We start from the raw sequence: 20945 nt of genomic DNA, 5'->3' as shown, positions 1-20945 counted from the left end.
TTGTACAAGCGAAGTACTGCGCTCACGCCATTCCCCTAGGCGCCGGTTTTCGCTACCCTTCAGACTTTGATCAGTACCGACAGGCTCGTCCGCCGGGTTCCAGCCTCCATTTTCGGCCTCACAAGCCCTGATCCTGCGTTGCCGCCTACCCGATCTCGCCTCACTGGAGCTCGTTGCAACCATCTGGCTCGGGCTTTTTGATTTCGCATCCGGACGCCCAACCCGACGAATCGACCCCTGGTAAGTACCGACCGCTCATCGCTTTAGGAATGCTGCATGTCCACCCCCACAGTTCGCGAACAATTCCTTGTCATCAGTGCCCTCGGCGCCAACCCCATGGAGCTGACTAACGTCCTGTGCCGCGCCAGCCATGAAAATCGCTGCGCCGTGGTCACCTCCCGCCTGACTCGCCACGGCGAATGCAGTGCGCTGGTGCTGCAGATCTCCGGTACCTGGGACGCCCTGGCGCGCCTGGAAGCGGGCTTGCCGACCTTGGCCAAAAAGCACGCTTTTACGGTCAATGTGGTACGCAGTGCCGCGCTGGAGAACCGTCCGCAAGCCTTGCCGTATGTGGCCTACGTCAGCTCGGCCTACCGCTCTGACATCGTCAATGAGCTGTGCCAGTTCTTCATCGACCACAACGTTGAGCTGGAAAACCTGACCTGCGACACCTATCAGGCCCCACAGACCGGCGGCACCATGCTCAACGCCACCTTTACCGTGACCTTGCCGGCCGGCGTGCAAATCAGCTGGTTACGCGATCAGTTCCTGGATTTCGCCGATGCACTGAACCTGGATGCGCTGATCGAGCCGTGGCGCCCACAGAACCCAATGTAAGGAAACTCCCATGGCCGTTGCTATCGACCAACCTGTCGCCGACTTCGAAGCGCCTGCCACCAGCGGGCAGACCGTCAGCCTCGCCGCCCTCAAGGGCAAGCAAGTGGTGATCTATTTCTATCCAAAGGACAGCACGCCGGGTTGCACCACCGAAGGCCAGGGCTTTCGCGATCAATATGCGCAGTTCACGGCGGCCAACACCGAAGTGTTCGGCGTGTCGCGCGACAGCCTGAAGTCCCACGAGAACTTCAAGTGCAAACAAGAGTTTCCGTTCGAGCTGATCAGCGACAAGGACGAAGCCATCTGCCAGCTGTTCGACGTGATCAAGCTGAAAAAACTCTATGGCAAGGAATACATGGGCGTTGATCGCAGCACCTTCCTGATCGACAAGAATGGCGTGCTGCGTCAGGAATGGCGTGGTGTGAAAGTGCCAGGGCACGTTGATGCGGTATTGGCTGCTGCCCAAACGCTGAACAAGGCCTGATTATTTCGGCGCCTGTCCGGACCTCATCGCGAGCAGGCTCGCTCCCACAAAGTTTGCGCAAATCCTGTGGGAGCGAGCCTGCTCGCGATGAGGCCGGTCCGCCAACACACATCTAAAATTCGATCGCTACAACAGTGGCGCGACAATCGGTTCCTTGCGCGGCCAGGCATCCAGCACCGCCTTGAACAGGGTGGCCAACGGAATCGCGAAAAACACGCCCCAGAACCCCCAGAGCCCGCCAAACAGCAACACTGCGCAGATGATCGCTACCGGGTGCAGATTGACCGCCCCCGAAAACAGCAGTGGCACCAGTACGTTGCCATCCAGCACCTGAATGATTCCGTAGACTGTCATCAGGTAGATGAATTGGTCGCTCCAGCCCCATTGAAACAAGGCGATCAGCAGCACCGGCACGGTCACCACCACCGCCCCGACATACGGCACCACCACCGAAACGCCGACCAACAACGCCAGCAGTGCGGCGTAGTTGAGCCCCAAGGCAACGAAGCCGATGTAGGTCACTCCACCGCAAATGACCATTTCCATGACCTTGCCGCGAATGTAATTGGCGATCTGCCGGTTCATTTCTTCGGCAACGCGGGTGATCAGTGCACGCTCACGCGGGAGATACCCTCGGACCCACTGCCCGATCATCGCCCGGTCCTTGAGGAAGAAGAACACCAGGATCGGCACCAGCACCAGATAGATCATGATGTTCACCAGCAGCGGCAGGCTGGACAGCGAGAACGTCAACGCCCATTGACCAAACTTGCCGATCTCGCCGCGCGCCACTTCAATGGCTTGCAGCACCTGCTCATCAGACACCAGATGCGGGTAACGCTCCGGCAGCAACAACAGCAACGACTGCCATTTGGCGAGCATGCCCGGCAGTTCGTTGAACAAGGTAATCAGTTGATGCCAAAGCAACGGCAGCACCACGACCAAAAACACCAGCAACACGCCCATGAACAACGCGAACACCAGTCCGACCGCCGCACCACCCGGCAGGTGCAGGCGTTCCAGGGTGATGACCAGGCCCTGCATCAAATACGCCAGCACCATCCCCGCCAGCACCGGCGCGAGCATTCCGCCCAGCGTCAGGACCGCGGTGAAGGCCAGGAAGAGCAGGACGGCCAGCACCACGGCCTCCTCATCGGAGAAGTAGCGCTGAATCCAGTCGCGTAACACTTTGAACATCAATACTCCTTAACAGTGGACGCCGCAAAATTCAGGCTTTTTTCAGCCAGTAGCGATAAACGCCAGCCTCGTCTTCTTCACGCAGCAGCGTATGACCGGCCAAACGGGCAAAGGTGCGGAAATCGCGCTGCGAACCCGCATCAGTGGCGATGACCTTGAGTACCGCGCCGCTGGCCAGGCGATTGAGTTCCAGCTTGGCCTTGAGCAACGGCAACGGACAGTTCAACCCGCTGGCGTCCAGTTCGGCGTCATGCTCTACAGCGTCGGTCATTGTTTCGCTCCGGATAGGTGGTTGAGTGGTCTAGAATATCTGGTCGCAACGCATGTGTCCGGCTACAGTAAGGTCTTTGTCGACTAAGGCTTTGTGCATGACTTTTCTGCGCCCCACCCTGCTGACGCTTGCTTGCCTGCTAGCCTCACCGGGCTTCGCCGACGACCTGCCGTCACTTGGCGATGCCAGTTCTGCCATCGTATCGCCACAGCAGGAATACCAGTTGGGTCGCGCATGGCTGGCGATGCTGCGCAGCCAGGTGTTACAGCTCAACGACCCACAGCTCAAGGATTACGTCGAAACCAGTGTCTACAAACTGGTGGAAACCAGCCAGCTCAACGACCGGCGCCTGGAGTTCATTCTGATCAACAGCCCGCAACTCAACGCCTTCGCCGCACCTGGCGGGATTGTCGGGGTCAACGGCGGCCTGTTTCTGAATGCCCAGACCGAAGGCGAATACGCCTCGGTACTCGCCCACGAACTGGCTCACGTGTCGCAACGCCACTTTGCTCGCGGCATCGAAGCTTCGAAACGCATGCAAATCCCGATGATGGCCGCTCTGCTCGGCGGGATCATCGTGGCAGCGGCTGGCGCCGGAGACGCCGGTATCGCCGCCATCGCCAGTACCCAGGCAGCGGCCATTCAGGAGCAATTACGATTCTCCCGGGAGAAGGAGCAGGAGGCCGACCGTATCGGTATGCTCAACCTCGAGAAAGCCGGTTACGACCCGCGCTCGATGCCGACCATGTTCGAACGTCTGATGCGCCAGTACCGCTTCGCCTCCAAACCGCCGGAATTCCTGCTGACTCACCCGGTCACCGAATCGCGGATCGCCGACACCCGCAACCGTGCCGAGCAGTTCAAGCCGGGCGGCAAGGAAGACAGCCTGACGTATCAATTGATTCGCGCGCGCGTCCAGTTGTTCTACGAAGACAGTCCAGGTCTTGCCGCTAAGCGCTTTCGCATCCAACTCGATGAAAACCCGAAAAACGACGTAGCTCGTTATGGTCTGGCAATCGCCCAGATCAAGGGCAGCCTGTTCAACGACGCCCGCGAGAACCTCAAGCCGTTGCTGGCCAAGTCGCCTGACGAAATCATCTACAACCTGGCGCAAGTCGATCTGGACATCGCCAACAATCGCCTGCCGGATGCACAGACGCGGGTCGACCGGATGCTCGTGCAGTACCCGCGCAACTATCCGCTGAATCAGGTGCGGGTCGACTTGCTGATCAAGCAGAACCGCCCGGCTGACGCCGAGAAAGCCCTTGAAGCCTTGCTCAAGAGCCGTCCGAACGATCCGGACGTCTGGTACATGGTGGCCGAGACTCGCGGCCTGTCCGGCAACATCATTGGCCTGCATCAGGCCCGCGCCGAGTACTTCGCGCTGATCGGCGACTATCGTCAGGCGATCCAGCAGCTGGACTTCGCCAAACGCCGCGCCGGCACCAACTTCCCACTGTCGTCACGCATCGACGCGCGTCAACGGGAGCTGATGGAGCAAGAGCGCTTGATCAAGGACATGATGGGCTGACATTTCTTTGCCCCATAAAAAAACGCCTCTTTCGAGGCGTTTTTTTATTCGGCGACTAACCGGTTTACTCGGCCAGTTTGAAGGTAATGAAGCTGGCACGGCCTTGACGCAAGACCCGCATCGACACCGAGCGATTCTTCGGCAGTGCCTTGGCGATTTCCGTGAATTCCTTGGTCGAACCAATCGCTTGATTGTTCAAGTGAGTAATCACGTCGCCTGGCTGCAGACCGATCAGGGCAGCAGGACCGTCCTGCACTTCCTTGATCACCACACCACCCTTGAGGTCGAAGGCTTTCTTCTGCTCATCGCTCAGCTCGGCCACGGCTACACCCAGCCGATTGCTGCTGCGCTCGACACCGGACTTGGCCAGGGTATCGAGCTCCTTGCCTTCTTCCGGAATCGCGCCAACCGTCAACTCGACGTTTTTATGCTTGCCGTCACGAATCACTTCAAGATTGGCCTTGGCACCGGCCTTGAGCGCGCCAACCAGATGCGGCAGATCCGCTGACATGATGATCGGTTGACCGTTCATGTTCAGGATCACGTCACCGACCTGCAAACCACCTTTCGCGGCCGGGCCACCGTCCTGAATCTGAGCCACCAGCGCACCGGCCGGTTTTTCCAGACCGAAGGACTCAGCCAGATCCTTGCTCACTTCCTGAATGACCACGCCCAACCAGCCACGGCTGACTTTGCCACCGCTTTTCAGCTGATTGGAAACATCCATGGCGACATCGATCGGGATCGCGAACGACACACCCATGAAACCACCGGAACGAGTGTAGATCTGTGAGTTGATCCCCACCACTTCACCCGCCAGGTTGAACAGCGGACCACCGGAGTTACCCGGGTTGATCGGCACGTCGGTCTGGATGAACGGCACATAGTTTTCGTTCGGCAGGCTACGACCAATGGCGCTGACAATGCCTTGGGTCACAGTATGGTCAAAACCAAATGGCGAACCGATGGCGACAACCCATTGTCCGGCTTTCAGGTCCTGGGATTTGCCCAGTTTGAGCACGGGCAGATCTTTGCCCTCGACCTTCAGCAACGCCACATCGGAACGTGGGTCAGTGCCAACCAACTTGGCTTTCAGCTCACTGCGATCAGCAAGACGCACGATGATTTCATCGGCATCGGCGATCACATGGTTGTTGGTCAGGATGTAGCCATCAGGCGAGATGATGAAACCTGAACCCAGGGATTGCGCTTCACGCTGGCGACCACGAGGTGCTCGCTGCTGTGGTGGCATGCCACGCTCGAGAAACTCACGCAACGCCGGCGGCAAGCCTTCCAGGTCCGGCATGTCCTGACTGGAGACCTTGCGGTCCGGCAATTTCTGCGTGGTACTGATGTTCACTACCGCAGGCGAGGCTTGCTCGACCAGTTGCGTGAAGTCAGGCAGATCGGCCGCCAGGACACTGGCCGCCTGACCGAACACTAATACAGCGGCAAAAATGGAGAGGTAGGATTTCAAACGTGGTATCGACATACGGCTCCCGTTACGACGAGCATGGTTAAGCGATATGGAGCAAGGAATACCGGGGAACATACACCGGTACTTTTGTTCCGGGAACAACAAACAAGGCCAGAGCCGTGGGGCTCTGACCTATAGAAAATTTTTGGGGATTTTGCAAATAGAAATGCTCACCAAACATTTCGAGATCTCAATTGTGGGATGGGCAATTGCTGACCTCTTTCACAATCTACTCGCCGCTCGATGAGCATCACTGAATCAACTCACTGTTTGGCCGCGGTGGCATCGGTACGCATAGAGAGCGCAATCCGCTCAGCGGTACCAATCGGAATTTCACCGACTACGGTGACCATCATCTCGCCATCCGGCGTCGTCAAACGCCGTGAGACCGCGACGGTCGGGCCTAACTGAGTACGTGTATCGGTAACCACTGCGCCATTGAGCGGCTCCAGGAATACCGAAAAACGCGCCAGACCATCGTCATACATCAGACTGCTGACCTGGACTTTGGTATTCGGATCCTTGTGCGCACCACTGCTGCTGAGCTCAAAGCCCGGTGGCAACCAGTCGGAATGCCATACCTGAGCGGCTTTCACCGCTGATGCCTTGTCGCTGTCGAGCGCCACAGCCTTGCATTCGGAACTCGCTTGCAGATCACGCTCAGCCGGTGCGTCAGTATCCAACCGGGTAAACTGGAAGCGCTCCAGCAACTGCCCCTTGTCATTCAACAGCAATGACTTCAACGGCAGACCGGTTTCGCGGTCCAGGTGCAATTCAAAACCATAACGATGCTGATCACGCGGCGTCAGTGAAACTATCACCGCCGGGCGTCCAGCCACGCGCGACTTGCCGATGACGGCAAGGTCGTACCAATTCTTGAGCTTTTGTGGATCCAGTGCACGAGCAGAAGAGTCGGGAGTATCCCCCAGCCCCGCCACCAGGTTGCCGCTGACGCATTGAGTATGCCCATCAATGCGCACGACTTCCTGAGCAGAACCGTCGAGCTGAAGCAAACGCTCGCGGACTTTGCCATCCTGGACGCGATGCCAGATGTTGTGGGTAGAAAAACTACCGTTACGCTCGTAGACGAAAGTACCTTGGAAGCTTTGCTGTTGTTCGGCCTGACTCAGACGGATCAACCAGTCCTGAGCCTCATCGGCATAGGCTGGTACAACAAACCAGCCAGTGAGCAGCAGCGTAAGTAGAGGTATGGCGCGCATGATCCTCCTTAACGGTTTTCCAAGCTTGCCGCACGAGCATAAGGCAGAGCGCTTTCAGTGCCTTTCAGTGCAGCTTGTTGAGCATGTTGGCGCAAGTAGCCTGGCAAACGCTGATCGTGCCAGCCTGGCTGACCTTGCAATACGCCGTTGGCCATAGGACCAGTGGCTTGCGAACTCTCATTGTAGCCTGCCAAAACGGCTGGACCTTTTACTTGAGGAACGGCCAGACCCGGTTGAGTGGAATGCTGGGCCAATTCGACACCGGCGATCTCATCCTGGTTGTACAGACGCACGCCAGCCAGAACAGCAAGGGTCACCGATGCGGCCACCGCCAGACGACCCACGCTACGCCATGGACCACGAGTGGCCTTTGCCGGTACGGCTTCGTCAGCCAGGGCGGCAGAAACGGCCGAAGCAATATCCAGACGCGGGATCAGCAGGTCCTTGTGCATGACTGCCCGAGCGACTTGGTAACGGGCCCAGGTCTCGCGGGTTTCAACATCGTCAAAGGCATTTAATACCCGACGCAACTCCAGTTCGTCCGCTTCGTTATCCATCACTGCGGACAGCGATTCCTGCAGGGCTTCACGACTCATGGCGGTTCCTCTCTTGGCTGTCGCCGCTGTCTCAGCTTTCCTGCAACAACGGCTGCAGGGCTTTATCGATGGCTTCCCGAGCGCGGAAAATCCGGGAGCGCACGGTACCCACCGGACACTGCATGACGCTCGCAATGTCCTCGTAACTCAGACCATCGAATTCACGTAAAGTTAAAGCCGTACGCAAATCTTCTGGCAGTTGCTGGATGGTTCGATGGACGGTGCCTTCGATCTCATCACGCAGCAATGCACGCTCCGGTGACTCGAGATCCTTGAGGCCATGATCGCCATCATAGAACTCCGCATCTTCAGAACTCACATCGCTATCCGGCGGCCGGCGGCCGCGTGAAACCAGATAGTTTTTCGCCGTATTAATGGCGATGCGGTAAAGCCACGTATAAAACGCGCTGTCGCCGCGAAAATTTCCAAGTGCACGGTAGGCCTTGATAAAGGCTTCTTGTGCGACATCCTGGGCTTCATGGGTGTCGTGCACAAAACGCACGATCAACCCGAGAATTTTGTGCTGGTATTTCAGCACTAGCAGATCGAAAGCACGCTTGTCGCCGCGTTGAACGCGCTCGACCAGTTGCTGATCCTCTTCCTGGGTTAGCATGAACACTCCTCGATGAGCTCGGAGGAGGCTTGCATAACTAATCGATCAGGCTTGCAAACATAGACTCGGGCTTTTCGCAAAAGTTCTCCCCCTCCAAGCAAGTTTCCTGCGTGCTCTGATTTGGCACACACGAAAGACGCAGCACGGGCTGGGCCGGCTACGCGAATAATCTTTTCGTCGAATCCACCCGCAATGACCAAAACACAAATCCTGCGTGAAGCCGACGCTGTCCCTTGTTCCAGGCAACCTTCTATTGAGCCTTGGCGCTTGGCAAAGTTCCCAATCTTTATAGCCGTGCAAAACGAATAATGTATGACCGCGCGGCGAAAAACGGGGCTTCATCGGCGATCAGGTTGCCTTATCGTCGACCCAATGGGTAAATTGTCCGACATAGCCCCATACCTTTTTCGTCACAGTAGTTTCACATTGCCACGTAGGCCCGACTATTGTGCCGATCCACCCCTCTATATACTAGTGCGCTGTGTGGCTGTCTCGACTCGCCGATTCAGGTGTCTTGCGCCAACCCCGACCCGGGTCGCTTTGAGCGGAATCCTGAAATGAGCCAACAGTTTCAACACGATGTTCTGGTGATTGGCAGCGGCGCTGCCGGTTTGAGTCTGGCACTGACCCTGCCCGATCATTTGCGCATTGCCGTACTGAGCAAAGGCAATCTCGCCAACGGTTCGACCTACTGGGCTCAGGGCGGTGTCGCAGCCGTGCTGGATGACACCGATACCGTTGAATCCCATGTCGATGACACCCTCAACGCTGGTGGTGGCCTGTGCCACGAAGACGCCGTGCGCTTTACCGTCGAGCACAGCCGCGAAGCCATTCAATGGCTGATCGATCAGGGCGTGCCGTTCACCCGTGACGAACAGTCCGGCACTGAAGACGGCGGCTTCGAGTTTCACCTGACCCGCGAAGGCGGTCACAGCCATCGGCGCATTATTCATGCCGCTGATGCCACCGGCGCTGCGATTTTCAATACTTTGCTTGATCAAGCGCGGCAACGGCCGAACATCGAGTTGCTGGAGCAACGGGTCGCCGTTGATCTGATTACCGAAAAGCGCCTGGGCCTGGAAGGTGATCGCTGCCTTGGCGCCTACGTGCTCAATCGCGGCACCGGCGAAGTCGATACCTACGGCGCGCGCTTCGTGATCCTCGCCTCCGGCGGTGCCGCGAAAGTTTATCTCTACACCAGCAACCCCGACGGCGCTTGCGGCGATGGCATTGCCATGGCCTGGCGTTCGGGCTGCCGGGTGGCGAATCTGGAGTTCAACCAGTTCCACCCTACGTGCCTCTACCACCCGCAAGCCAAAAGCTTCCTGATTACCGAAGCCCTGCGCGGTGAAGGCGCACATTTGAAGCTGCCGAACGGCGAACGCTTCATGCAGCGCTTTGACCCGCGTGCCGAGCTGGCGCCACGAGACATCGTCGCCCGGGCCATCGACCATGAAATGAAGCGCCTGGGTATCGACTGCGTGTACCTGGACATCAGCCACAAGCCTGCAGCCTTCATCAAGTCGCACTTCCCGACGATGTACGAACGCTGCCTGGAATTCTCCATCGACATCACCAAGCAGCCGATCCCGGTGGTTCCGGCCGCGCATTACACCTGCGGTGGCGTGATGGTCGACCAACACGGTCGCACCGATGTGCCAGGCCTGTATGCGATTGGCGAAACCAGTTTCACCGGCCTGCATGGTGCCAACCGCATGGCCAGCAACTCGCTGCTGGAGTGTTTCGTCTATGCCCGCTCGGCGGCGGCAGACATTCTTGAACAACTGCCGCACGTCGCGATTCCGAGCGCCCTGCCCGCCTGGGACGCCAGCCAGGTTACCGATTCCGATGAAGACGTGATCATTGCGCACAACTGGGATGAACTTCGGCGGTTCATGTGGGACTACGTGGGCATCGTGCGCACCAACAAGCGCCTGCAACGCGCTCAGCATCGTGTGCGCCTGCTGCTGGACGAGATCGACGAGTTCTACAGCAACTACAAGGTCAGCCGGGATTTGATCGAACTGCGTAACCTGGCTCAGGTGGCCGAGCTGATGATTCGCTCAGCCATGGAGCGCAAGGAAAGCCGCGGCCTGCATTACACACTCGATTACCCGAACATGCTGCCAGAGGCGCTGGACACTATTCTGGTGCCGCCCACCTACGCCGACTGAACTTGAGCCGGACCCGCAGGCGTCGGTGAACCTCCGCCGCCTGCGCATCGCGCGGCACGCAGATTGCCCGTACCCGCCGCTCGCCGCGCAAACGAAAACGCAACACGACGACCAACGGTAGCGCCAGGCTGTCCGGACGTAATTGCACTGTTTGCCAACCCGACAGCTGATTCCACAACTGCCAACCATCGGCGTCCCGACGCAAGCCGCGGAATGCCTGCGGGTGTGTCAGCAGAATCTGTCGCGGCAGCATCCAGATACCGTGAGCCACGCACAGCGCAACGCCGAGCACACTGGCCCATACCGGTATAGAGAGCAGAAACAGCGAACCCAGCGCGAACAGCTGGGCGAGAAGATAGGCCGCCAGCAATTGCCGTGAGGCATGCCAGCGGCACTCAAACTGGGTGTCCTGTCTCACTTGGGTTGGACACGGTCCAGAATCATGCGAACCATGCGCTGCAGCTCAGGGTCTTCCGATTCGGCGCGTTCCATGAACCAGCCGAACATGTCCTGATCTTCGCATTCAAGCAGCTTGCGGTAGCAGTCGCGATCGACATCGTTGAGGTGCGGATAGACCTCTTTGACAAACGGCACGAGCAACACGTCAAGCTCGAGCATGCCGCGACGGCTGTGCCAGTAGAGGCGGTTCAGTTCAACATCTTCGACCATGGAGCGCTCCTCAAATAGAGCGCAAGTATACAGCCCCGATCCCTGTCGAACAGTCGGCTTTGGTCGGGCACCATCAATCCTTTGTGAACTACCCATTTCAAGGGCGCCCCCTTATGATGTCCTCCAGACTCTTTACCCTGCGATGACCCATGGCTGATTCTGCTTTTTTCTGCACCTTGTCCCATGAAGGCGTGCTCGCCGTCCGCGGCTCCGATGCCAGCAAGTTCCTTCAGGGACAATTGACCTGCAACCTCAATTACCTGAGCGACACCCAGGCCAGCCTCGGTGCGCGCTGCACCCAAAAAGGCCGCATGCAGTCGAGCTTTCGCATCCTGCTTGAAGGTGACGGGGTTCTGTTGGCGATGGCCAGCGAGTTGCTGGAGCCACAACTGGCGGACCTGAAAAAATACGCGGTGTTCTCCAAGTCCAGGTTGACCGACGAAAGCGCCGCCTGGGTTCGCTTTGGCCTGCAGCACTCAGAAGCCGTCCTGTCCGGCCTGGGCCTGACGCTTCCCCGGGAAGACGGCGCAGTTGCCCGCGCGGGTGGTCTGATTGCCATTCGTGTTTCACCTGATCGCGTCGAACTCTGGGCGGCGGCCGGTCAGGCCGACACCTTGCGCAACACGCTGGCCGCACTGCTGCCTGAAGGTGATCTGAACCAGTGGCTGCTCGGGCAGATCCGCGCCGGCATCGGCCAGGTCATGCCGCAGACCCGCGAGCTGTTCATCCCGCAGATGCTCAATCTGCAAGCGGTAGGCGGCGTCAGCTTCAAGAAAGGTTGCTACACCGGCCAGGAAATCGTCGCGCGCATGCAGTACCTGGGCAAACTCAAACGTCGGCAGTATCGCCTGCAACTCGATGCCAGCGAACTGCCCGAGCCCGGCACCGCACTGTTTTCCCCGACCCACGGCAGCTCCATTGGTGAAGTGGTGATCGCCGCTCGCGCCGAGCAGAACATCGAGCTGCTGGCGGTGCTGCAGGCCGAAGCCGCGGACAGTGGCGACGTGCACCTTGGCAGCCTTGAGGGCCCGTCCCTGCACCTGCTCGACCTGCCTTACCAACTGGATCGTGATCGCGAGATCCAGCGTTAATTGCAGCATTTTTTTGCAATACCCTAGAGAAACTAAATGAGCGAGCTGGCGGATAAGGTCCAACAGGATTTGGTTGAGGCCATCGATAACGATGACCTGGTTCTGCCAACGTTACCGGAAGTGGCCCTGCAGATTCGCAAGGCCGCCGAAGACCCGGAAATCAGCGTCGCGACCCTGAGCAAAGTCATTGGCCGCGACACGGCGCTGTCGGCGCGATTGATCAAGGTGGTCAACAGTCCGTTGCTGCGTGCCGCTCAGGAAGTGACCGACCTGCACACGGCAATCACTCGACTGGGCATCAATTACAGCAGCAACCTGGCTATCGGCCTGGTCATGGAACAGATTTTCCATGCCCGTTCCGAAGTGGTGGAACAGAAGATGCGCGAGGTCTGGCGCAAGAGTCTGGAAATCGCTGGCGTGAGCTATGCACTGTGTCGCAGCCATACCCAATTGAAACCGGATCAGGCGGCCCTTGGCGGGTTGGTACATCAGATCGGCGTGCTGCCGATTCTGACCTACGCCGAAGACCACTACGAGCTGCTGTCAGACCCGGTCAGCCTCAACCATGTGATCGAGCAGATCCATCCATTGCTTGGCGACAAGCTGCTGCAGGTCTGGGAGTTTCCGGAAATGCTGGTGAAACTGCCGGGGCTGTATCTGGACTTCAAGCGTCAGTCCGAGCAGGTCGACTATGTTGACCTGGTGCAGATTGCCAGCCTGTATTGCCACAAGGACACCGATCATCCGCTGTCCAGAATCGATGTACTCGGCGTGCCGGCGTTCAAAAAACTGGGGATCGATCCAGAGAACACGGCGATGTGCAGCGACCTGGAAGAGTCACGATCGATGTTTTATTGATCAAAAAACCGCGTCGCCCCCATCGCGAGCAGGCTCGCTCCCACAGGATTTCCGACACACAGGGGATCCAATGTGGGAGCGAGCTTGCTCGCGATAGCGCCAGAACAGGCACGACAAAATTACCCTGCGATAAAACTCACCCGAACCTTCAGCCCGCGCTGCGCACCGTCATGCAGGCTGATCTGGGCCAGATGGGCGCGACAGATTTCACCGACAATCGCCAGGCCCAGACCTGAACCCGCCACCTGCTGATTACGCCGGTAGAAGCGCTCGAACACCCGGTCGCGCTCCTCAAGAGGAATTCCCGGCCCATCATCCTCGACCTCAAGCACGGCTGGCGCACTGACGCGCAAGATCACGTTGCCGCCGGGGGGCGTATGGGCCAAAGCGTTATCCACCAGGTTGCTCAACAGTTCATTCAACAGCGTTGGCTCGCCGCGCAGCCACACAGGCTCGTCAGCCTCCAACGCCAGAGCGACGCCCCGTGCGTGGGCCAACGGCGCCATGGCCATGCCCAACTCGCGCGCCAATTGACTCAGATCGAGCAGCTGCGCCCCACCCTCGGCAATCGCCCGCGCACCGTTCTCGACACGTGCGAGCGACAGCAATTGATTAGCCAGATGAGTCAGCCGATCAGTGCCTTGAGCAGCGCTCTCCAACGTGTTTCGCCAGGTTTCTGGCTCGCTCGCCCGCAACCCCAATTCCAGCCTTGCCTTGAGTGCCGCCAACGGCGTTCGCAGCTCATGGGCCGCATCGGCGATGAACTGCGCCTGACGCTCGAACTGCCCACGCAAACGTTCGGTAAAGTGGTTAAGGGCGCGCACCAGCGGCCACAATTCGCGCTGCACTTCCACCAACGGCAGAGGCCGAAGGTCATCCGATTGCCGCTCTTCCACCACCGTGCGCAAACGCTCCAGCGGGCGCAATGCCGCGCTCACCGCAAACCACACCAACAGCAACGCCCCCACCGCCAGCATGCCCAGACGCAGAAGGGTATCGGTCATCAGGCTACGGGCCATGCGCACGCGCGCCTCGTCGGTTTCCGCCACACGGATTTCCGCCATACCGTTCATATTCGGCTCGATCACCGGTTTGAGCAGGCTCACGACCCTCACGTTCTGCCCTTGGTAAATGGCGTTATAGAACCGCGCCAGCGCTGGGTAGTCGTCGGTTCGCGGTGTGCCTGGCGGTGGCCCGGGGAGATTTTCGTAACCGGAAATCAGCTGCTGGTGGATGTCGTTGACCTGGTAGTAAATCCGCCCCGCGCTGTCGTAGGCGAACGTGTCCAGCGCCACGTAAGGCACATCGGCGCTGAGGCTACCATCTCGCTGGGAAAGGCCGGCGGCGATGGTTCGCGCCGAGGCCAGCAAGGTTCGGTCATACGCCGTATCGGCCGCTTCGCGACCGTTCCAGTAGGCACTCAAACCGCTGGCGACCATCAACACCACCAGCAACAACGCGAGGTTCCACAGTAGCCGCCAGCGCAGACTGCCGGGCTTATGCATCGCGGGCTTCCAGCAGGTAACCGAGCCCCCTGAAGGTCACGATCGCCACCGCGTGGCCGTCGAGTTTTTTGCGCAAGCGGTGGACATAGATTTCGATGGCGTCCGGGCTGGCCTCTTCGTCCAGGCCGAACACCTGGGAGGCGAGTTGCTCCTTGCTCATCACTCGCCCCGGGCGTGCGATCAACGCTTCAAGCACCGCTTGTTCGCGGGAGGTCAGGGTCAGCAAATCATCGCCAAGGGTGAAGCGCCGAGTGTCCAGGTCATACACCAACACGCCGCAGCGTTGCTGGCGTTCGCCGCCGAGTACGCTGCGGCGCAACAGGGCCTTGACCCGTGCTTCCAGCTCGGTCAGCTCAAAGGGTTTGGCCAGGTAGTCGTCAGCGCCAAGGTTGAGCCCGTGAACCCGATCCTTGACGTCGCTGCGAGCGGTCAGCATCAGCACCGGCAAATTCTTGCCGCGACTGCGCAACCGCGCCAGCACCTCGAAACCGTCCATGCGCGGCAGTCCGACATCGAGGATTGCCACCGCGTACTCCTCGCTGTTCAAGGCCAGGTCGGCGGCCACCCCATCGTGCAGCACATCGACGGTCAGACCGGTGCTCTTGAGCGCTTGGGCGACACTTTCGGCCAGCTGCAGATGGTCTTCGACGAGAAGAACACGCATGGTTTTTTACCTCATTTGGGGATGGTCGACGCCATTCTTTGGCGCGGAGTTTACAGCCGCATCCGCCGCTGTGAAGCCCGAAAACCGTGAAAGTCTGCTGAAAGGTTGGAGAAAGGTTAGCCCGTTAGAGTCCAGCCACGGACCGTTTCGGCTGCCGTGACCATGAAGAGTTGTAACCGAAAAACGCCTCGAAGCGTTTTCGCTAAATAAGAACAATAACGGAGTACTTCACGATGCTGTCTACACAGCCACAGGCTTGCCTGTCTGCGCGTTTTTCCCGTCTCGGCTCCACCGCCCTCGCCAGTGCCGCCGCCCTCGCCGGCTTTTCGCCCGTCAGCCAGGCTGCCTTCTTCGAAGACAGTAGCGCGACCCTCGAAACCCGCAACATGTACTTCAACCGCGACTTTCGCAGCGGCACCAGCGCCCAGCAATCCAAACGTGACGAATGGGCCCAGGGCTTCATGCTCAACGTGCAGTCAGGTTATACCGACGGCACCGTGGGTTTTGGTGTCGACGCGCTTGGCATGCTCGGGGTCAAGCTCGACTCCAGCCCCGATCGTACCGGCACCGGTCTGCTGCCGACCCACGATGACGGGCGTGCCGCCAATGAGTACTCCAAACTCGGCCTGACCGGCAAAATGAAGATCTCTGCCACCGAGCTCAAAGTCGGCAGCCTGATCCCCGAACTGCCGACCCTCAAGCCCAACGACGGGCGCATTCTGCCGCAGACCTTTGAAGGCGGCCTGGTGACCTCAAAGGAAATCAAGAACCTGACCTTCACCGGCGGACGCCTGGATAAAGCCAAGGACCGCGACAGCACCGATTTCGAGGACATCGCCCTCAACAACAAAAACAGCCGTTTCGCGGGTACCGTTCCCGGCACGCATTTCGACTTCGGCGGTGTCGACTACAAGTTCACCGACAAGATCACCGGCAGCTACCACTTCGCCCAGCTTGGCGAGGTTTACAACCAGCATTTTCTCGGACTGGTCGCTTCGCAGCCGTTCGGCCCGGGCACTTTCGCCACCGACCTGCGGCTGGCCATCAGCAATGACCAGGGCCAGGCGCGCGGCGGAAAGATCGACAACAAATCCCTCAACGGACTGGTGAGTTATGCCTTGAGCGGGCATAAACTCACCGCCGGCTATCAGCACATGTCCGGTGACAGTGCCTTCCCGTATGTCGACGGTGCCGACCCGTATCTGGTCAACTTCGTGCAGATCAACGACTTTGCCGGCGCCGAAGAGCGCTCCTGGCAGGCGCGTTACGATTACGACTTCGCCAAACTCGGGATTCCGGGCCTGAGCTTCATGACCCGTTACATCAGCGGTGACAACATCAAGCTGAAAAACGGCGCTACCGGCGAAGAGTGGGAACGCAACACCGAGATCAAATACGTGGTGCAAAGTGGCGCCCTCAAGGACGTCGCCGTACGTCTGCGCAATGCCACCTACCGCTCCAACTATTCCGCCCGTGACGCTGATGAAGTGCGTTTGCTGGTGAGCTACAGCGTTGCCCTTTGGTAATTGATTGTCAGCGAAGCCTGCGATCCGCTCTGCTTGCCCCTTTTCAGGGGCAAGCACAATGATCAAAAGATCGTCCGAACGCGGCCCGAGCCTTCGGCAGCTCCTACATACAACAACAACTCCTGTGGAGACGAAAAATGGACTTATCACTGCGTAAAGTTGCATTAGCCGCCAGCTGCCTGCTGTTCGCCGGCCCACTGTTTGCCGACGTCGCCGGCGAACCCAAGCGTCCGGAATGCATCGCCCCGGCATCCCCTGGTGGAGGCTTCGACCTCACCTGCAAGCTGGCGCAAAGCGCGCTGGTGAACGAGAAAATCCTGACCAAACCGATGCGCGTGACCTACATGCCCGGCGGTGTCGGCGCGGTGGCCTATAACGCCGTGGTCGCCCAGCGCCCAGCCGATGCCGGCACGCTGGTGGCGTGGTCCAGCGGCTCGCTGCTGAACCTGGCCCAAGGCAAGTTCGGTCGCTTCGATGAAAGCGCCGTACGTTGGCTGGCCGCCGTTGGCACCAGCTACGGTGCCATCGCGGTGAAAAGCGATTCGCCCTACAAGAACCTCGACGATCTGGTTCAGGCGTTGAAGAAAGACCCGAGCAAAGTGGTGATCGGTTCCGGCGGCACGGTGGGCAGCCAGGACTGGATGCAAACCGCGCTGATCGCCAAGGCCGCCGGGATCAACCCGCGCGACCTGCGCTACGTCGCCCTCGAAGGTGGCGGCGAAATTGCCACGGCGTTGCTCGGTGGTCACATCCAGGTCGGCAGCACCGACATCTCCGACTCCATGCCGCACATCCAGAGCGGTGACATGCGCCTGCTGGCCGTGTTCGCCAACGAGCGTCTGGACGAGCCGGAAATGAAGGACATTCCGACCGCCAAAGAGCAAGGCTACGACATCGTCTGGCCAGTGGTTCGTGGTTTCTACCTCGGGCCAAAAGTCAGCGATGCGGAATACGCCTGGTGGAAAAACGCCTTCGACAAACTGCTGGCCTCGGAAGACTTCGCCAAGCTGCGCGATCAGCGTGAACTGTTCCCGTTCGCCATGACCGGGCCAGAGCTAGACACCTACGTGAAGAAGCAGGTAGCGGACTACAAACTGCTGGCCAAAGAGTTCGGCCTGATTCAGTAATCGCCTCTGTCTCGCGGCCAACCCCTTGCGCATCAAGGGGCGGGCCCAGGAGTTTGTCATGCTCTTACAACGTATTTTTGCCTCCGCACTGTTGCTGGCCTGCATTGGTCTGGCACTGATGGCCTGGCCGTATCAAGCGGCTTTTTCCTATGAACCCGTCGGCCCTAGAGCCTTCCCGTTGTTGATGCTCGGTTTGATGGGCGCGGCGCTGCTGTACATGGTATTTCGCCCTGCGCCGATCAAACACAGCGAAGACGAGCCGCCACTGGACCGTGAAACCCTGACCAAGATTGGTATCTGTGTCGTTCTGCTGCTGGTGTTCGCCGGAACCTTCGAACCACTCGGGTTCATTGTTTCCAGCATCCTCATCGGCGTACCGATGGCCCGTTTGTATGGTGGCCGCTGGCTGCCCAGCGTGGTGATCATCAGCTTGATGAGCGTCGGCCTGTACATGCTGTTCGACCGATTGATGGACGTGCCACTGCCGTTGGGTCTGCTCGACGTTCTGGAGAACTGATATGGATACCCTTAACTACCTCGGCCAGGGTTTCGGCGTCGCACTGACCCCTTACAACCTGGTCACCGCATTGTGCGGCACCCTGATCGGCACCGTGGTCGGCTTGTTGCCGGGCCTGGGGCCGATCAACGGCGTGGCGTTGTTGATCCCGATCGCTTTCGCTCTCGGCCTGCCACCGGAGTCTGCATTGATCCTGCTGGCGGCGGTTTACCTGGGTTGCGAATACGGCGGACGGATCAGCTCGATTCTGCTGAACATTCCGGGCGAAGCATCCACCGTCATGACCACCCTCGACGGCTACCCGATGGCGCGTCAGGGCATGGCCGGGGTGGCGCTGTCGTTGTCGGCCTGGAGTTCGTTCATCGGCGCCTTCATCGCCACCTGCGGCATGGTGCTGTTCGCCCCGCTGCTGGCGAAATGGGCCATCGCCTTCGGCCCGGCGGAATACTTCGTGCTGATGGTCTTCGCCATTGTCTGCCTGGGTGGCATGGCCGGTGATCGACCGTTGAAAACCTTTATTGCCGCGCTGATCGGGCTGTTTCTGTCGTGCGTCGGGATCGATGCCAACAGCGGTGTCTACCGTTTCACCGGAGACAACATCCACCTCACTGACGGTATTCAGTTCGTGGTGTTGGTGCTGGGTCTGTTCTCCATCAGCGAAATCCTGTTGCTGCTGGAAAAAACCCATCATGGCCAGGAAGCCGTGAAAGCCACCGGGCGGATGATGTTCAACTTCAAGGAAGCCGCCTCGGTGTTCGTGGTGAACATCCGTTGCGGCGTTCTGGGGTTCATCATGGGCGTGTTGCCGGGTGCCGGCGCGACGCTGGCCAGTGCCGTTGCCTACATGACCGAAAAGCGTATTGCTGGCGCCAGCGGCACCTTCGGCCAGGGCGATAAACGCGGCCTCGCGGCACCGGAAACCGCCATCGGCGGTGCAGCTTGCGGCGCATTGGTACCTATGCTGACCCTCGGCGTACCGGGTTCGGGTACCACCGCGGTGATGATCGGCGCACTGTCGCTGTACAACATCACCCCAGGGCCACTGTTGTTCCAGCAACAACCGGACATCGTCTGGGGCCTGATCGCTTCGTTGTTCGTCGCCAACGTCATGCTGGTGATCCTCAATATCCCGATGATCCGCATCTTCACCCGCATTCTCGCGGTGCCGAACTGGGCACTGGTGCCGGTGATCGCGATCATTACCGGGATCGGTGTTTACGCCGTACACGCGACGACCTTCGACCTGTTCCTGATGATCGGCATCGGTATCTTCGGCTACATCCTGCGCAAGCTGGACTTCCCGTTGTCACCGGTCCTGCTGGGTTTCATCCTCGGCGGCTTGATGGAACAGAACCTGCGTCGCGCACTGTCGATTTCCAATGGCGCACTGGAGATCCTCTGGTCGAGCCCCATCACCTTCGGTTGCTGGGTACTGACTGCAATCATGTTGCTGATGCCGATCCTGCGCATCTGGCGCAAACGCTCCGCGGCGCGGCGTGCTATCGCCGATGTCTGATCGGCCCTTCAAAAGCTGGTGGGGAACACCGCTGGTCGGGCTGCTTGGCGGGTATCTCGCCAGCCAGATCGGCTGGCCGCTGCCATGGATGGTCGGCTCGTTGCTGGCGATCATCCTGGTGCGCTGCCTGACACCCTGGCAATTGGCGGAAATCCCTGGCGGGCGTAAATGCGGCCAGTGGATTGTCGGAATCGGCATCGGCCTGCACTTCACCCCAGTGGTGATCGAGCAGGTCATGAGCCACTTTGGCCTGATCTTCTTCGGGGCGCTGGTCACCAGCCTGTCGGCGGTGGTCGGAGTCTGGTTGCTGCGGCGCACCGGCGAAGATCGCGCCACCGCATTTTTCTCCAGCATGCCGGGCGGTTCCGGTGAAATGGTCAACCTTGGCGCACGCAATGGCGCCGTGCTCAGTCGCGTCGCGGCAGGGCAAAGTCTTCGGGTGCTGGCGGTAGTGCTGTGTGTGCCGGCAGCGTTCAAATACCTTCTCGGCGAAGGTGTTCCTTTACAGCATCCTGCGAGCGTCGATTGGCGTTGGCTGGCGCTGCTGTTCCCGGCGGGCGCCCTGCTCGCCTGGATCTGGCAACGTTTGCGGCAACCCAACCCTTGGCTGTTCGGCCCTTTGCTGGTGAGTGCTGCGGTGAGCATTGGCTGGGATTTGCATATCGGCCTGCCCCATGGCGGCAGTCAGATCGGTCAATGGTTGATCGGTAGCGGCCTGGGCTGCCACTTCAATCGGCAGTTCTTTCGTCGCGCACCGTCGTTCATGGGCCGGACTCTGATCGGCACGGCGCTGACCATGCTGATCGCTACGCTGGCGGCGCTGGGGTTGAGTGCGCTGACCCAACTGGACCTGCGTTCACTGACCCTGGGCATGATGCCCGGCGGCATCGCGGAAATGAGCCTGACCGCTGAAACCTTGCAACTGTCGGTGCCTTTGGTCACAGCGATGCAGGTGATGCGGTTGCTGTTTGTGCTGTTTCTGGCGGAGCCGTTGTTCAGGTATTGGAACCGGTTGCCGGAGTCGACCTGATAGACCGAGTGGCCCTCAATCGCGAGCAGGCTCGCTCCCACA

The 20945-nt window shown here is 59.4% G+C and carries 21 protein-coding genes; 11 read left to right on the top strand and 10 right to left on the bottom strand.

Annotated features, from left to right (window positions below):
- The first annotated feature begins 276 nt into the window (after positions 1-276).
- Positions 277-837 carry a glycine cleavage system transcriptional repressor gene (locus AC1RKH_RS25060; protein WP_123428076.1) on the top strand — a complete coding sequence of 187 codons (561 nt, stop codon included), beginning with the start codon at positions 277-279 and terminating at the stop codon, positions 835-837.
- A 10-nt stretch (positions 838-847) separates the two neighbouring features.
- Entirely contained in the window at positions 848-1321 is a 474-nt protein-coding gene (locus AC1RKH_RS25055) for a peroxiredoxin (protein WP_401117735.1), read from the top strand.
- Positions 1322-1447: 126 nt separating this feature from the next.
- On the opposite strand, the gene AC1RKH_RS25050 is transcribed toward AC1RKH_RS25055, so the two are convergent.
- Positions 1448-2518: an AI-2E family transporter gene (locus tag AC1RKH_RS25050; RefSeq protein WP_493063467.1), complete on the bottom strand. Its 1071-nt coding sequence runs from the start codon at positions 2516-2518 to the stop codon at positions 1448-1450.
- A gap of 31 nt (positions 2519-2549) precedes the next feature.
- A complete protein-coding gene (locus AC1RKH_RS25045; protein ID WP_071551439.1) occupies positions 2550-2789 on the bottom strand; it encodes a sulfurtransferase TusA family protein in 240 nt (79 codons plus the stop codon).
- Positions 2790-2886: 97 nt separating this feature from the next.
- Between AC1RKH_RS25045 and AC1RKH_RS25040 the strand changes: the two genes are divergently transcribed.
- Entirely contained in the window at positions 2887-4320 is a 1434-nt protein-coding gene (locus tag AC1RKH_RS25040; RefSeq protein ID WP_493063466.1) for a M48 family metalloprotease, read from the top strand.
- Positions 4321-4384: 64 nt separating this feature from the next.
- Here the strand turns inward: AC1RKH_RS25040 and AC1RKH_RS25035 are convergent, their stop codons facing one another.
- The 4 genes from AC1RKH_RS25035 to rpoE all read right to left on the bottom strand — a co-directional run bounded on the left by AC1RKH_RS25035 (position 4385) and on the right by rpoE (position 8226).
- A complete protein-coding gene (locus tag AC1RKH_RS25035) occupies positions 4385-5812 on the bottom strand; it encodes a DegQ family serine endoprotease (RefSeq protein WP_493063465.1) in 1428 nt (475 codons plus the stop codon).
- 248 nt (positions 5813-6060) lie between these two features.
- Complete coding sequence (locus tag AC1RKH_RS25030) at positions 6061-7017, bottom strand: MucB/RseB C-terminal domain-containing protein (protein WP_493063464.1); 957 nt, start codon at positions 7015-7017, stop codon at positions 6061-6063.
- 8 nt (positions 7018-7025) lie between these two features.
- Entirely contained in the window at positions 7026-7613 is a 588-nt protein-coding gene (locus AC1RKH_RS25025; protein ID WP_493063463.1) for a sigma-E factor negative regulatory protein, read from the bottom strand.
- Between the two features lie 31 nt (positions 7614-7644).
- Complete coding sequence (rpoE, locus tag AC1RKH_RS25020; RefSeq protein WP_019692537.1) at positions 7645-8226, bottom strand: RNA polymerase sigma factor RpoE/AlgU; 582 nt, start codon at positions 8224-8226, stop codon at positions 7645-7647.
- A 557-nt stretch (positions 8227-8783) separates the two neighbouring features.
- Between rpoE and nadB the strand changes: the two genes are divergently transcribed.
- Positions 8784-10400 (top strand): L-aspartate oxidase, encoded by a 1617-nt coding sequence (gene nadB / locus AC1RKH_RS25015; protein ID WP_123428092.1) that lies wholly within the window; start codon positions 8784-8786, stop codon positions 10398-10400.
- Here nadB and AC1RKH_RS25010 read toward each other — a convergent pair.
- Complete coding sequence (locus AC1RKH_RS25010) at positions 10369-10818, bottom strand: protein YgfX (protein WP_493063462.1); 450 nt, start codon at positions 10816-10818, stop codon at positions 10369-10371. The genes nadB and AC1RKH_RS25010 overlap by 32 nt on opposite strands.
- Positions 10815-11069, bottom strand: coding sequence for an FAD assembly factor SdhE (locus tag AC1RKH_RS25005; protein ID WP_007944081.1), 255 nt, complete (start codon positions 11067-11069; stop codon positions 10815-10817). Before AC1RKH_RS25005 ends, AC1RKH_RS25010 begins: the two co-directional genes overlap by 4 nt.
- A gap of 149 nt (positions 11070-11218) precedes the next feature.
- On the opposite strand from AC1RKH_RS25005, the gene ygfZ reads away from it, so the two are divergent.
- Together ygfZ and AC1RKH_RS24995 are read left to right on the top strand one after the other, a co-directional pair.
- Positions 11219-12160 carry a CAF17-like 4Fe-4S cluster assembly/insertion protein YgfZ gene (gene ygfZ / locus AC1RKH_RS25000; protein ID WP_493063461.1) on the top strand — a complete coding sequence of 314 codons (942 nt, stop codon included), beginning with the start codon at positions 11219-11221 and terminating at the stop codon, positions 12158-12160.
- A gap of 36 nt (positions 12161-12196) precedes the next feature.
- Complete coding sequence (locus AC1RKH_RS24995; RefSeq protein ID WP_493063460.1) at positions 12197-13018, top strand: HDOD domain-containing protein; 822 nt, start codon at positions 12197-12199, stop codon at positions 13016-13018.
- A gap of 119 nt (positions 13019-13137) precedes the next feature.
- On the opposite strand, the gene AC1RKH_RS24990 is transcribed toward AC1RKH_RS24995, so the two are convergent.
- Together AC1RKH_RS24990 and AC1RKH_RS24985 are read right to left on the bottom strand one after the other, a co-directional pair.
- Positions 13138-14523: a sensor histidine kinase gene (locus AC1RKH_RS24990; protein WP_123428100.1), complete on the bottom strand. Its 1386-nt coding sequence runs from the start codon at positions 14521-14523 to the stop codon at positions 13138-13140.
- Positions 14516-15187 (bottom strand): response regulator, encoded by a 672-nt coding sequence (locus tag AC1RKH_RS24985; RefSeq protein WP_123428102.1) that lies wholly within the window; start codon positions 15185-15187, stop codon positions 14516-14518. Before AC1RKH_RS24985 ends, AC1RKH_RS24990 begins: the two co-directional genes overlap by 8 nt.
- A gap of 233 nt (positions 15188-15420) precedes the next feature.
- Here AC1RKH_RS24985 and AC1RKH_RS24980 point away from each other — a divergent pair, with 233 nt between their 5' ends.
- The 5 genes from AC1RKH_RS24980 (at position 15421) to AC1RKH_RS24960 (ending at position 20903) form a co-directional block, all read left to right on the top strand.
- The gene (locus tag AC1RKH_RS24980; protein WP_493063459.1) at positions 15421-16713 is read left to right on the top strand and encodes an OprD family porin; all 1293 of its coding nucleotides are present in this window, start codon (positions 15421-15423) and stop codon (positions 16711-16713) included.
- A 137-nt stretch (positions 16714-16850) separates the two neighbouring features.
- Positions 16851-17840: a Bug family tripartite tricarboxylate transporter substrate binding protein gene (locus AC1RKH_RS24975; RefSeq protein ID WP_427536727.1), complete on the top strand. Its 990-nt coding sequence runs from the start codon at positions 16851-16853 to the stop codon at positions 17838-17840.
- 58 nt (positions 17841-17898) lie between these two features.
- Complete coding sequence (locus AC1RKH_RS24970) at positions 17899-18357, top strand: tripartite tricarboxylate transporter TctB family protein (RefSeq protein WP_123428108.1); 459 nt, start codon at positions 17899-17901, stop codon at positions 18355-18357.
- 1 nt (position 18358) lies between these two features.
- Positions 18359-19873, top strand: coding sequence for a tripartite tricarboxylate transporter permease (locus AC1RKH_RS24965; protein WP_493063458.1), 1515 nt, complete (start codon positions 18359-18361; stop codon positions 19871-19873).
- Complete coding sequence (locus AC1RKH_RS24960; RefSeq protein ID WP_493063457.1) at positions 19866-20903, top strand: AbrB family transcriptional regulator; 1038 nt, start codon at positions 19866-19868, stop codon at positions 20901-20903. Before AC1RKH_RS24965 ends, AC1RKH_RS24960 begins: the two co-directional genes overlap by 8 nt.
- Positions 20904-20945 lie beyond the last annotated feature (42 nt).

The organism is Pseudomonas sp. GW822-FHT06B12 (assembly GCF_058799675.1).
The sequence above is the reverse complement of the archived record's forward strand: the minus strand, read 5'-3'. Positions and strand labels throughout refer to the sequence as shown.